At 64.8% G+C, this 12303-nt stretch carries 13 protein-coding genes; 6 read left to right on the plus strand and 7 right to left on the minus strand.

Features of this window, described 5'->3' with window-relative positions; genetic code table 11:
- Window positions 1–12: 12 nt before the first annotated feature.
- Window positions 13–2346 carry a mechanosensitive ion channel domain-containing protein gene (locus CQ12_RS09510; protein WP_057835112.1) on the plus strand — a complete coding sequence of 778 codons (2334 nt, stop codon included), beginning with the start codon at window positions 13–15 and terminating at the stop codon, window positions 2344–2346.
- 457 nt (window positions 2347–2803) lie between these two features.
- Here the strand turns inward: CQ12_RS09510 and pdxR are convergent, their stop codons facing one another.
- Window positions 2804–4255, minus strand: coding sequence for a MocR-like pyridoxine biosynthesis transcription factor PdxR (gene pdxR / locus CQ12_RS09515; protein WP_057835045.1), 1452 nt, complete (start codon window positions 4253–4255; stop codon window positions 2804–2806).
- Window positions 4256–4350: 95 nt separating this feature from the next.
- On the opposite strand from pdxR, the gene CQ12_RS09520 reads away from it, so the two are divergent.
- Window positions 4351–5259, plus strand: a complete 909-nt coding sequence (locus tag CQ12_RS09520) for a DMT family transporter (protein WP_057835046.1) — start codon at window positions 4351–4353, stop codon at window positions 5257–5259.
- Here the strand turns inward: CQ12_RS09520 and CQ12_RS09525 are convergent.
- The gene (locus CQ12_RS09525) at window positions 5256–5906 is read right to left on the minus strand and encodes a hypothetical protein (protein WP_057835047.1); all 651 of its coding nucleotides are present in this window, start codon (window positions 5904–5906) and stop codon (window positions 5256–5258) included. The genes CQ12_RS09520 and CQ12_RS09525 overlap by 4 nt on opposite strands.
- Before the next feature lie 153 nt (window positions 5907–6059).
- Between CQ12_RS09525 and CQ12_RS09530 the strand changes: the two genes are divergently transcribed.
- The 3 genes from CQ12_RS09530 to CQ12_RS09540 all read left to right on the plus strand — a co-directional run bounded on the left by CQ12_RS09530 (window position 6060) and on the right by CQ12_RS09540 (window position 8002).
- A complete protein-coding gene (locus tag CQ12_RS09530; protein WP_057835048.1) occupies window positions 6060–6308 on the plus strand; it encodes a hypothetical protein in 249 nt (82 codons plus the stop codon).
- A gap of 128 nt (window positions 6309–6436) precedes the next feature.
- Complete coding sequence (locus CQ12_RS09535) at window positions 6437–7165, plus strand: hypothetical protein (RefSeq protein ID WP_057835113.1); 729 nt, start codon at window positions 6437–6439, stop codon at window positions 7163–7165.
- 150 nt (window positions 7166–7315) lie between these two features.
- Entirely contained in the window at window positions 7316–8002 is a 687-nt protein-coding gene (locus CQ12_RS09540; protein ID WP_157088095.1) for a hypothetical protein, read from the plus strand.
- Window positions 8003–8147: 145 nt separating this feature from the next.
- Here CQ12_RS09540 and CQ12_RS09545 read toward each other — a convergent pair whose 3' ends face one another.
- Complete coding sequence (locus CQ12_RS09545) at window positions 8148–8384, minus strand: cysteine rich repeat-containing protein (protein WP_245309824.1); 237 nt, start codon at window positions 8382–8384, stop codon at window positions 8148–8150.
- Window positions 8385–8628: 244 nt separating this feature from the next.
- On the opposite strand from CQ12_RS09545, the gene CQ12_RS09550 reads away from it, so the two are divergent.
- The gene (locus CQ12_RS09550; protein WP_057835050.1) at window positions 8629–8919 is read left to right on the plus strand and encodes a hypothetical protein; all 291 of its coding nucleotides are present in this window, start codon (window positions 8629–8631) and stop codon (window positions 8917–8919) included.
- A 15-nt stretch (window positions 8920–8934) separates the two neighbouring features.
- Here the strand turns inward: CQ12_RS09550 and CQ12_RS09555 are convergent, their stop codons facing one another.
- The 4 genes from CQ12_RS09555 to CQ12_RS44955 all read right to left on the minus strand — a co-directional run bounded on the left by CQ12_RS09555 (window position 8935) and on the right by CQ12_RS44955 (window position 12143).
- Entirely contained in the window at window positions 8935–10893 is a 1959-nt protein-coding gene (locus CQ12_RS09555; RefSeq protein ID WP_057835051.1) for a sensor histidine kinase, read from the minus strand.
- Entirely contained in the window at window positions 10890–11567 is a 678-nt protein-coding gene (locus CQ12_RS09560; RefSeq protein ID WP_057835052.1) for a response regulator, read from the minus strand. The genes CQ12_RS09555 and CQ12_RS09560 overlap by 4 nt, the downstream gene beginning before the upstream one ends.
- Window positions 11568–11676: 109 nt before the next feature.
- Entirely contained in the window at window positions 11677–11862 is a 186-nt protein-coding gene (locus tag CQ12_RS09565; RefSeq protein WP_057835053.1) for a hypothetical protein, read from the minus strand.
- Window positions 11863–11966: 104 nt separating this feature from the next.
- Entirely contained in the window at window positions 11967–12143 is a 177-nt protein-coding gene (locus CQ12_RS44955) for a hypothetical protein (protein ID WP_198164106.1), read from the minus strand.
- Window positions 12144–12303: the final 160 nt, after the last annotated feature.

The raw sequence follows: 12303 nt of genomic DNA on the forward strand, positions 1-12303 counted from the left end.
AAAGAGGTCTTCGTGTCGCACAAGCTCCTGCCGTCGATTCTCCTCGCCTGCGCGCTGCTTTCCCTCCCGGCCTTCGCTCAGCCCGCCGCTCCACCGGCTGCCGCCGCCGCTGACAGAGCCGGCGCGCTGACGCCCGATCAGGCGAACCGGGCGCTCGAAACGCTTTCCGACGACAAGAAGCGCGCCGAGATGATCGAGACGCTACGCGCGGTCGCCAATGCCCCGCAGCAGCCGCAAGCCGCAGCCGACAACAAATCCGCCGTTCCGCTGGAGGCAGACAGCCTGGGCGCGCAGCTCCTGCTGATGGTGTCCGAACAGGTTCGCGCGATCTCGCGCGAGGTCGTCGACATCGCGCACACGCTGACGCACTATCGCGCGTTCTACTGGTGGTTTCTGCGCACCGCCCAGGATCCGTCAGCCTATCATCAATTGTTCGATATCGCGTGGAAGCTGGCGCTGGTGTTCCTCTGCGCTCTTGCCGCCGAATGGCTGGTTTTCCGCCTGATCAAGCGGCCGGTGGCGCTCCTGGAAGCGCGGCTGCCGCAAGCGGCGCGCGCGCCGGTGCAGACGCTGGCTATCGCCGATCCGCCTTCGTCCGTGGCCGATGTCACGCCTGCGCCCGAGTTGCAGCGGCGGCGCCTCGGCCTGGCGCGCGCTTGGCAGTCGCTGATCAGGCTGCCCTTCGTGCTGGGGCGTCTCATGCTCGAACTGCTGCCGGTGCTCGTCTTTCTCGGCATCGCCACGATGCTCCTGGGCACGGAGATCGGCGATCTGCCGACACCCCGCCTGGTGATCCTGGCTGTTATCAACGCCTATGCGCTGTCGCGTGTGCTGATCTGTGTGGTGCGGGCGCTGGCCGGGCCGTTCGGCCTGTTTCGCGTTCGCGCCGAGACCGCGGCCTATATCGAGATCTGGGCACGGCGCATCGTCGCCGTCGGCGTCTCCGGCATCGCGTTCGCCAATGTGGCGCTGCTGCTGGGCCTGCACCGCGCCGGCTACGCCGCGCTGCTGCGCCTGGTGATGCTGGTCGTGCACCTCTTCATCGTCGTCATTATCCTGCAATGCCGGAAGCCGGTCGCTGACGCCATTCGCGCGCCGGCTGGTCGCGATGGCGTTGCGGCGAGGGCGCGTAACCGCATCGCCGGCCTGTGGCACTATCTTGCGATCGCGCTCGATCTCGCGCTGTGGGCGGTGTGGGCGCTCAACATCCGCAATGGCTATGCGCTGCTGCTGCAGTATTTCGTCGGCACCATCGCGGTCGCGCTGATCGTGCGTCTCGCGACCATGCTGGTGCTGAGCCTGATCGATCGCGGTTTCCGCATCAGCCCGGATCTGCTGCAGCGTTTCCCGGGCCTGGAAGCCCGCGCCAACCGCTATCTGCCGCTGCTCCGCAACATCATCTCGGCGGCGATCGCCTTCATCGGCCTCGTAGCGCTGCTGGAAGTCTGGGGCGTCGATGCCATCGTCTGGTTCTACGGCGGCCAGATCGGCAGCCGGCTGCTGTCTGCCGTAGTGACGATCGGCATCGCTGCGCTGGCTGCTGCCGCCATCTGGGAGATCAGCAACGCGCTGATGGATCGCCAGATCAGTGCGCTCTCGCGCGACGGCCATTACGTGCGCGCGGCACGCTTGCGCACCTTCCAGCCGATGCTGCGAACGGCGCTGCTGGGCCTGATCGTCACCGTGGTCGGCTTGACCGCGCTCAGCGAAATCGGCGTCAATGTCGCGCCATTGCTCGCCGGCGCCGGCATCGTCGGCATCGCCATCGGCTTCGGCTCGCAGAAGCTGGTGCAGGACCTCATCACCGGGCTGTTCCTGCTGCTCGAGAACACCGTGCAGGTCGGCGACAACGTCACGCTCTCGGGCCTGTCGGGCGTTGTGGAGAACGTTTCGATCCGCACCCTGCGCCTGCGCGCCGGGGACGGCTCGGTGCATATCGTGCCCTTCAGTGCGGTAACGACGATCACCAATTCGAGCCGCGGTGCCGGCAATGCGGCCGTCAGCGTCAATGTGTCCTACAAGGAAGACACCGACCGCGCCGGCGAGCTCCTCAAGGACATCGTCGCCGAGATGCGCAGCGAGCCCGAATACCGGCATTTGATCCGCGGCGATCTCGAATTGTGGGGCGTCGACAAGGTGGACGGCTCGATGGCCTCGATCGTCGGCCAGATTCGCTGCACCGACGCCGGCCGCTGGCCGGTGCAGCGTGAATTCAATCGCCGCATGAAGCGGCGATTCCAGGAACGTGGCATCCAAATCGCGCCAGGCGGCCAAACCATTCTGATGCAGGTGCCTGCGCCGGCCGAAATCGCTTCGGATGCTATGCCCCGGCGCGCGGCGGGCTAGAGCGTTTACCCATAGACGCCTGATGTCGACATTCAGGGTGAACCGGGTACAGGACGGGTTGGAGGTCGACCTCTGCTTGTGGTCCTCGACGGCCCGCGACTGGAGCGATCACCATATCCAGCGGGTAGATAACAGGAGAAATAGTGCCCGGTTACCTCTGTAGTTGGCCGCAGGTCGCGTGGTTTCAACCCCACCCATAATCGTCGTCCCGTCGCGGTCACAGACCCGCCATTCCCACTTTGTCAGACTTCGTTTGGTAATCAATACTTCGAACACGGTTCCGGCCCCAGTTGCGTTCCATCAAGATACCAATGGGCCGCAAGGTGTCGGTTCGCTTTTAGACTCTCAGACATCCATTGGATGACAGTGGGGTGTTTGAAACGGCGTTTTAAACAGCGTCCAGCAAGGCTTCGGATGGAGGAGGTCGTCAGCTGGTCGCGGTTTTGACCCGCAAATCTCATCGCACGATCCGTGCGAGAATTCGCGCGGCCTGGTCGATCTCTTTCTCGTTCCAGGCGGCGAAGCCGAGAAACAGGCCCTTTTCGCCGGTCCGGTGATACAGCATGCTGGATAGCGGCCGGCTGACGACACCAGCTTCGAGCAGCCGTGCCGATAATTGCCGGTCGCTGGTTCGGGGATCGCACCTTGCCAGCAATTGCATGCCACCGGCCGGAGCTTCGAGGGCGAGACGGTCGCTGGTCTCCGCGGCCAGCGCCTGCAACATGCAGTCGCGGCGGCTCTTGTAGAGCCGCGTCATCCTCTTGATGTGACCGAGATAGGCGCCGGCGCTGATGAACTCGGCCAGCGCGTCCTGCATGGTGATCGACGTCAGCATCCCCATGTGGCGCTGCGCGCGCTCGAACGTTTCGATGTGCGCCTCTGATACAACGACGTATCCGATGCGGATGTCGGCATAGGTCGCTTTCGAGAAGGTGCCGAGATAGAACACGCGCGGCGATGGCGCGAGGCCCTGCAGCGCGGCCACCGGGCGTGCCTCGTAGTGAAATTCGCCGTCATAATCGTCCTCGATAATGCACGCGCCGGCAGCATCGGCGTAGCGAAGCAGTTCAAGGCGGCGGCCGATCGGCATCAGCCGCCCGGTCGGGTACTGGTGCGACGGCGTGACGAAGATCAGCCGCGGCGCATTCTTCGCTTCCTTGGGCGCGGCGATGGCCATGCCTTGTGCGTCGAGTGGGATCGCCGAGACGGTGGCGCCGGCCGTCGATAATGCGACATGCGCGCCGCCATAGCCGGGGCTTTCGATCCAGGCGTGATCGCCCGGTTCGAGCAGGGCGTTGGCCACCAGCGTCAGGCCGGCCTGCGCCGTCGGCACGATCAGGATCTGGCCGGGCTTTGCCTTGATCCCGCGATGAACCACGAGATGCCCGAGCAACGCCTCCTGCAGCGGCGGATGGTTGATCGGGCGGTCGCGGCGCAGTGGGGCATTTCGCGCCGCGCGCCGCAGGCAGCGGCTCCATTCATCGTGCGGAAATTCGCGCTCGTCCGCCAGTCCCGGCTGAAACGGCCGCGGCCGTCCGTCATGGACAGGCGGCCAGTTCGCCCTTTGCAGCCTGCGCGCCCAGGACGACAGCTCGATCCGCGCATCGCCGGCGCGATTGCTCCGCCGCAAAGCCTGGCGGCGATCGAGCGACAGGCCTTCGGCGACGATCGGACGGCGTCCAACGGAAAGCAAGAGATAGCCTTCCGCGGCCAATTGCTCGATCGCGAACGAGATGGTGTTGCGCGAAAGCGCGAGCGACTGGGCAAGCTGCCGGCTCGACGGCAGGCGCTGGCCGGGCGCCAGCTGCCCGTCCGCGATGAGGCGCCGCAACTGGTCGGTGAGCTGGCGCGTCAGCGTCTCGCCGCCATCGCGCGCCAGATGCAGCATTCCGGGCAGCAGGTCGTCCATAACTGGCCCTAGGAAATTACCAAGACTGGTTCTTTCATTAGAGCCAGTTGAAAGGCTAGGCAACACGGATCGGCTGATGACGAGGCGCGTGCGAAATGGCCAGTGGACTTTCGACCCGTAATGCGGCGGTGCTGCTCAGCGGCGTCGTGCTGGCGTGGGGGACCAACTGGCCGGTGACGAAGCTGATCGTGCACGACGTGCCGCCGCTTTGGGCGACTGCGATACGCTGCATGATTGCGGCGGCCACGCTGGCGCCGATGTTGTGGGCGCAGGGGACGTTCATCGTGCCGAAGCGCGGCGACCTGCCGGTGGTGTTCTGCACCTCGATCCTGCACCTGGTGGCGTTTTCGGCGCTGGTCGCGGCCGGGCTGCAATACGTGCCGGCGGGCAGGGCGATCGTGCTCGGCTATACGACGCCGATCTGGGTTGCGATCGGCGCTGCCATGCTCCTGTCTGAACCGATCACGCGTCACCGCGCGCTCGGTATCGTGTTCGGCCTGGCGGGGCTTGCTGTCATCTTCAATCCGCAGACACTGGACTGGAGCGACCGTCAGGCGCTGTTCGGCAGCGGTCTCATTCTGCTCGCGGCGTTCTGCTGGGCCGGCAATATCGTTTACGTCCGAGCGCACCGATGGATCTCGACGCCCTTCCAGCTCGTGTTCTGGCAGGTGCTGCTGGCGGCGGCGTTGCTGTCGCTCATCGCATGGCTCGCGGAAGGCCCGCCGCATATCGCGTGGACGGCGCGTCTTGCCGCGTTGATGCTCTATAGCGGCATCGTCTGCACGGCATTCGCCAACTGGGCGATGACCATGGTGAACCGCAGCCTGCCGGCCGTGACTACCTCGCTGTGCCTGTTGGCAACGCCGCTGCTCGGCATCGTCAGCGCTGCCGCGATCCTGAACGAGCCGCTGGAGCCTTCATTGTTTCTGGCGATGGCCCTCATCATCGGCGGCATCGCGCTCGGCACCGTCGCGGGCGGTTCGCTTCGCGAAAAGACGACCTAGTTCGCCACGAAATACCAGCGCTCGCCGTAGCGGACGAGCTGGGTCGGCGGCTTGTGCTTGAACTCGAAGAAGTTCTTGGGATCGCTGCCCGGTGGCATGTGCAGGAAGCCGGTGAAATAGTGCTTGAGGCCGCGCGAGGTCAGAAACAGCACATAGGTGCCCTGATCCGTTTCGTCGACGACGATGTCGTTGCCGACGGACACATTAGGCCCGCGGTCGCCGAGCGCGATCAGGCTCTTGTTGTAGGAGACATTGGGCTTCAGCTCGCCAGCCTCGACCCGGGCCACGATCCGCTCGCGATTATTCCGGTGCCAGTAGAAGTTCTGCTGCAGCGCGATCTGGTGCAGCGGCGCGTAGGCGAGAATGGCGAGCGTCAGCGCGCAGATCAGGAAGGGGAGGGCGAATTTCGTGCCGCCGGTCCGGATCTTCACGAGCAGCGTCGCCGACCACACGATGCAGCCGAAGAACAATAGCGCCACCAGCGGCACGATGACGAGCAGGACGAAGCCGGAGGGCCAGTCCGCCATCGACAGCTCGAAGATCGCGATCGTCAGCGTGAAGGCTGAAATCGCGATCGCCGCCACCAGCGCGGCGCGAACCGACGGCCCGGTCGCGTCCGTCGTCGTCTGGGATAGCGCTTCAGTCATGCCCGGGCTGTTCCGCTTCCGCCGTCTGCTTAAGGGTCCAGCCCCGTGCCATTCCGAGGCTTAACGGGCCGTTAACCATATCGGCCCCAACAATAGCCCCACAGGACGGTCGGCCGCCATGGCCGGCCGGTCGGCAAATCGAAGGGGCGCGGAATGGATTTCGATCGCTATCTGGCTGCCAAGACCCCGGCTACCCTCGAAGAACTCAGGTTGCGGGTGACCTTTGCGCTCGACCGCCATCCGCTGTGCCGCGGCATCGAATTCGACATCGTCAAGATGCCCCGTAACCGCAAAGGCAACTGGACCGTCACCCTGCAGACGATCGCTCCCGACGCCCTGTGGGAGGCGTCCGATATCGTTGCCGACATCCAGGAAGCCTACGAATTGGCCGCCGCGGCCTGATTCGAGGCCGCTTCGGGACGATTTCCCAGCTTTTCGATCACTTCGGCGTGCCCGCCGGCATCGTAAAGCCTCATTTGTCATCCAGTTTTTGGCAAAAGGGCCAAATGCCGGCGGGAATGGAGACCTTTTTGACCAAGACCATGACGATCGTCGCGCTGCTCGGTTTCCTCGTGGTCGGCGCCGCCGTCACGGCGATTGTTGGCCGCGACAGCATACCTGCCGCCCGGTTCGAACTGGCGTCGGCGTCCACCGTCCAGGCTCCGGTCTCGAACAAGGAAAGCAAGAAGGATCGCCTCGCGGTCGTCAGCTACGCCACCGCCGCGCTTGAACCCCAGCCGATGGATGCTGCGCTGAACGAATCGCTGCGCCGGGCCTACGCCTCGACCTCGCCCGCCGATCTTGGCATGCCCAAGGAGATCGCGGCTCCCACCGCTCCGTCCACGACACAGGCTCTCGCGCCGGTCACCGTGCCTGCGCCCGCCGCCAAGCCCAAGGGTCCTGAGCTCAAGGCCACCGAGCCCAAAGCAGCCGCCAAGCCGCAGCCGCAGAAAAGCTATGCGCTCCTCAGCGACGTCCAGATCGCCGGCATCAAGGACCGCCTGAAACTGTCCGCGTCGCAGGAGTCCTACTGGCCGCCGGTGGAGACCGCGCTGCGCGCCGTGGCCCGCAAGATTCATGCGGGCCGGCAGGCCAATCCGAACGCGCCGGGCGTGCCGATCGATCCCGACTCCGCGGAAGTCCAGCAATTGAAATCGGCGGCGATGCCGCTGCTGTTCCAGTTGCGTGAAGATCAGAAGAGCGAAGTCCGCTCGCTCGCCCGCATCATCGGCCTGGATAAAGTCGCTGCGATGATCTGATCGGCGAACGCAAGCGGCCGCTGGTTCCAGAAGTCTCACGCACAACATCGTACAGGAACATCGTCCCTCGCCACGCGTTGCCCGCGAGGATGAGGGAGACTGACGATGCGTACAGCAACCGCCTATTTTGCCGGGGTAGGAACCGTTGTCGTGGCGGTCGCCGCCGGTCTTGGCGGTGGCTATTTTGCCGCGAATGTCGTGAGCCCGCCGACGCAGACGGTTTCCAAGCTGGAACGCAGGATGTCGGCGGAGTCGATTCCCGTCGCCGCGGCGCCGGCAGAGGTGCCCCATGCTGCAGCCAATCCCGCTCCTGCTCCCCCTCCCGCGCCGGCACAGGAGCAGGCGCAAACGCAGCCACAGTCCCAGCAGCCACAACAGCCCCAGACGCAACAACAGCCGCAAACCGCCGCGGCACCGTCGCCCGCCAACAAGGCTCCTGCCGACGAGAAGACGACCAGCAACAATGCAGCGAACAACAACGTAGTGGCGGTGCAGCCCGTCCATCCGGCGCCGCAACCTTCGAAGCCTGTCGAACAGGCTGCTGACAGGACCGCCGCGCCGCAGACGCAGGACGCGTTTGCCAAGGCGCGCGATGCCGACCTCAAGCGCGCGGCAGCCGAACAGCGGCGCGCCGAGCGCCGTCAGCGCTGGGCCGAAAAACGCCGGCTGCGTCAGCCGCAGCCGCGCGAGCAGGAACTCGATGCTGTCGAGGACCGGATCCGTGAAGAGACCGAGCCGCGGCGCATTCGGATCCGGGAAGAGGCCGGGCCGAGAGACCTGTTCGCCGAGCCGGCGCGCATCGAAGGCCCCCGGATCAGGCTGTTCGATCAGGATTGACCCAGCCGGAGCAATCGCAGCGATGTAGCTTTCCGTATCCCGGACACGATGCAGCGTGAAACACTGCATCGCAGGGCCGGGACCCAACCGTCGCGCGATATAGACCCCGCATCGCACGCATCAAAATCAAACCAATAGTTACGTCCTAGCCGCCGCGCGATTCCACCACCTTGCGGCACGCTTCCGAGAGATTTGCCTTGTTCGCTTTCAGGCAGGCGTTCATCTGCGGCGGCTTGCCGATATGCTCGGCGCAGAATTTTCCGGCATCCGAACGGCAGGCCATCTGCTCCTGCGCGGTCGGTCCGGATTGCGCCTGCGCCAGCGAGCCGGCGGCGAGCGACAGGACCAGGGCTGCGGCTGCGACATGGATTGATTTCATCATGGATCACCTTTCGACGAGAATGGAGGGATTTGATAGCGCGCGAAAACTCGTCGAGGTCGCGTCGCCGGTCCATGCCATGTTCATGGGCGTCGGAAATCGCGCGTAACCCGCCCGCGCCAGCCTCACACCCTTTTCATGGGATGTTGCCGCGCGCTGCGATGGACCATGTACATCCCGCGTCGGCTGCGGTGCGCGATCGGCACATCGCGAAAGAGCTGCACGCCCTATTCGGGAGAGATGACACATGGTGAAGAAGATAGGTTGGCTGAGCGCTGGTCTGACGCTTGCAGCGTTCTCGGCGGTCGCTTCGTTCGCGCTGGGTGGCGCAAGCTCGGCCCAGGCTGCGGTGGTTTATTGCAAGACGGTTGGCGTGCCGAAGGGCTGCGTGGCGCGGCCGACGCCGGTCGCGAGAGCGGTGGTTGCGACACCGGTCGTCGGCGTCGGCGCTGTCGGCGTCGGTGCTCCCGGCGTCGGCGTCCGTCCGGGCACCCCGATGAACCGCGGCGGTCCGGTCAATCGCGTTGGCCGCCGCTGAGGCAAAACATTTGAGCTAACCGGCAGCGCCGTCGCTGTCGGGAAAGCGGTGGGGCAATGTCAATCTCACGCGCGTACCTTGATCAGCCCCTTGATCGGTTCCTTGGGCGCAGGAGCTCAATTCCAGCTCCGCGCCACAGCGCGCAGCGCGGCTGCGCATGTTGCGTAAGCCGCGCGCCGCCTTTATCGCGCCTGCCGCTGTGCCATCCGACGTGATCTCAAAACCCTTGCCGTCATCCTCGACGGTGATGCAGCCGCGCTCGTGACCATCGGCGCCGGCCAGCGTCTCGATTCTCACTGTGATACGCTTCGCATTGGCATGCTTGACCGCGTTGGTCACGGCCTCATCCAATAGCCGCACGATCTGGATCACGTGCCAGGGCCGCAGCTCGGGGTGAACCGGCACGCCCTGCGGCGTCACCGCGCGCCAGTCCAGTGCGATGTCGTGCGGACGCAACTGCGCCATCGCGCGTTCGCGCCACGAGCCGAGCGCCAGCATCAGGTCGCCGCCGATGTCGTCCATGGAGTCGATGACGAGGCGCAGATCCTTCAGCGCCGCGCGCGCCGCATCGCCTATGCCAGCGCTGCCGTTGCCGCGCTCGCTCAAGGCCACGATGCTCACGAGCTGGCCGCCGAGCCCGTCATGCAGGTCGCGCATCAGCCGCGTGCGTTCCCGCGCCAGCGCCGCCGCACGGGCGCGCTCCTCCTCGCGGGCGAAACTGACCTTCAGCTTTTCCTCTGCCTCGCGCACCTGGCTGACGAGGCGGCCGGCAAAGCCGTCGACCTGGTTCAGCGCGCGCGCAAACCGCCACGTCAGCCCGGCGCCGATTGCGACCAGCATCGCCGAATAGGACAGGCGCGAGGTGAAGATGCGGTTCGGCGTCATCTGGAACACCGAGAGCAGGTCCGCGATCCAGCAGGTCAGCATGATCGTGACCGCGCAGCCGAGCAGGAGGCTCGCGACGTTCGGCCGTTTCAGCGCCGAGCGCGCCGTGACGACGGCCATGATGAGAAGCGAGATGCCGACCATCGGCACCGCGAGAATCAGGAACAGCGCGCGCACCATCGCCTGATTGCCGAACAGGCCGGCCAGCGCCAGCAGTACGCCAGGAATGAAAAGGATCCAGCCATAGCGCTGCCATTTCCAGCCCGAGAACAACAGCGCGAAGGTCAGCACCAGCGCGCTTTCGATCGGCGCGGAGGAGATCAGGATCACGTTGAGCTTGGAGAACGGCGTCTCGCCCATCGGCGTTTGCAGGAAAGCCTGCCCGACACCGACCGCCATCGCCGCCGCGAGCACGCCATAGGCCGGCTCATGGCGTCGCATTACCCACATGATGCCGAGGATGACGGCGAGGATCGCCTGCCAGGACGAGAACACCACCGGCAGGGTGACGAAGATCAAGGTCCTCAGATCATAGCTCGGACGCAACTCTGCATCCGGGCCGACCCAGATGCGATCGAGAAAGCCCGTGATCGGGCCCCAGATGAACAGGCGGATCGAGATGGCATTCTCGCCATCGCGCAGTACCGACGCCGGAATTACCGCAATCGCCGGCGTATTGCGGTCGGGACGGTTGGCGGCGGGATCGCGGCGGCTGTCGAGGATCACGACGCCGTTGACGGTGACCTCGACGCCGTTGGTAAAGCGCGGCACAAACACCGACCACGGTTGCGCGGCCTCGCTGGCAGGGCGGACGAATTGCCCGCTGAAGCGGGGCGGGTCGTTCATTGCATCCCGGCGTGGCGAGAAATAGGGCAGCGTCACCGCACGCTCGATGCCGGCGTCGGTGAGCTGAAGCGCCGTCATCCGATACTGCGCGGGCGGTCCCGGCAGCGACTGCAGCAGCGCCACGACGCAGGCGCCGGCGATCGCCGCCTGCAGCAGCAGATACTGAATGAGACGGGATGCTTGCAGTCGCCGGCGCTCGCGGCCGGGCAGGTCCGGTTGCGCGTCGTCGGCGTGATCGTTCACAGCTTGATCAAGCCCTGCTGAACCGCCTCGAACACCGCCTCGCCCCGGGTATGGACTTCGAGCTTGCGATAGATGTTCTTGATATGCCCGGGCACGGTCTGGCGCGACAGGCCGAGATGGCTGGCGATCTCGGCGTAGCTGAAACCCTTGGCGATGCCCCAGAGGATATCGATCTCGCGCGGTGTCAGCTTGGTGGTGTTGAGCGCGGGGCCGGGCGGCGGCTCGGGCGTGCTCTGGGTTCGCCGCACGATGAAGCGCGCGATCGAGGCCGAGATCGGCGAATGCCCGGCGACGAGATCGCGCACGGTGGCGGCGATGTCGGTCGGGAATGCGTCCTTGAGCAGATAGCCGGTTGCGCCGACGGTGATCGCCGAAATCACGCTTTCCTCGTCGCCGAGGATCGAGATCACCATGATCTCGGTATCGGGAAAGCGCCGTCGCGTTTCCCGGATTAGATCGACGCCATGGCCGTCGGGCAGTTGAAGATCGGTCAGCAGCACTTTTGGTGCGCCCTGTGCGAGACAGGCGCGGGCTTCCGCCAGCGTACCCGCGGCTTTCACCTGGTAACCGGCCTTGGTCAGCGCGTCCTGCAGCCGCCAAAGCGTCGGCGCATCGTCCTCAAGCAGCACGACCGTGATGGCCTCGGCTTTCGGCCCCTCGCTCAATGAATTCATCTGAAAACTCCGGCCGCTGTCCCTGCAGCCCGGCCAAGTGTAACGCCGCCGCGGTTTTTTGCGACACCCATGTTCATGGGGCGGGGATTTTACGACTGTTGGCAGTGTCTCAGTTTGAATCTTGAGGTCGGAAACCAGAGACAAGCTTGATATGGATATCTTGGGCAACGATCTGGCGCGCCCATTCGGCCTGATCTTCCCTGATCAAATTCGCAACCAGCAACTCCTCTACGATGGACGCGCCCACCTCCTCGCTCCACTTGATGTCCGCTTCGTTTCGCTTCTCATCCATCATGCCGCTACTCACCTCTTAAAGCGACCGCGTACTTGCTTCGCATCGACGAGCCATGACGCGGGCGGTCCGATGCCCGTCACGCCCTTGATCAGAACAGGGCAGCCTCAATCTTCGGTACGCCAACCGCCCAAAAGAAAAACCTTGCGCGGTCTGCGTTTCGTTCCGGCTTGCTTTTGGACATCGGCAAGGTCAACGGCAGAGCGCTTCATGAGAAGCTTCACGGCGATTCCAATGATGAGGAATGGTGTCAGGTAGATCGCCAAGGTTTCGAGTGCCCACATGGCCGTTCTCCGGGCTGGGACAAGCTGAACACTGAGGGCTCTAATACGGTCAGCGCCGATGAGAACAATCAAGGAACGCGAACATCAAAATCGACTTCCTATACTAACACACAGCGACCTTCCCTGAGGAGCGGTTTATATGATTGCTCGCTCAACGAGG

The sequence above is a fragment of the Bradyrhizobium jicamae genome (assembly GCF_001440395.1).
In the GTDB taxonomy this organism is placed as follows: domain Bacteria; phylum Pseudomonadota; class Alphaproteobacteria; order Rhizobiales; family Xanthobacteraceae; genus Bradyrhizobium; species Bradyrhizobium jicamae.

Coding starts and splice junctions, on each gene's coding strand:
- CQ12_RS09525 (WP_057835047.1), bottom strand. CDS start 5,906: ATGACTGAAGCGCTATCCCAGACGACGACGGACGCGACCGGGCCGTCG.
- CQ12_RS44955 (WP_198164106.1), bottom strand. CDS start 12,143: ATGTGGGCACTCGAAACCTTGGCGATCTACCTGACACCATTCCTCATC.
- CQ12_RS09545 (WP_245309824.1), bottom strand. CDS start 8,384: ATGATGAAATCAATCCATGTCGCAGCCGCAGCCCTGGTCCTGTCGCTC.
- pdxR (WP_057835045.1), bottom strand. CDS start 4,255: ATGGACGACCTGCTGCCCGGAATGCTGCATCTGGCGCGCGATGGCGGC.
- CQ12_RS09530 (WP_057835048.1), top strand. CDS start 6,060: ATGGATTTCGATCGCTATCTGGCTGCCAAGACCCCGGCTACCCTCGAA.
- CQ12_RS09520 (WP_057835046.1), top strand. CDS start 4,351: ATGGCCAGTGGACTTTCGACCCGTAATGCGGCGGTGCTGCTCAGCGGC.
- CQ12_RS09565 (WP_057835053.1), bottom strand. CDS start 11,862: ATGATGGATGAGAAGCGAAACGAAGCGGACATCAAGTGGAGCGAGGAG.
- CQ12_RS09550 (WP_057835050.1), top strand. CDS start 8,629: ATGGTGAAGAAGATAGGTTGGCTGAGCGCTGGTCTGACGCTTGCAGCG.
- CQ12_RS09560 (WP_057835052.1), bottom strand. CDS start 11,567: ATGAATTCATTGAGCGAGGGGCCGAAAGCCGAGGCCATCACGGTCGTG.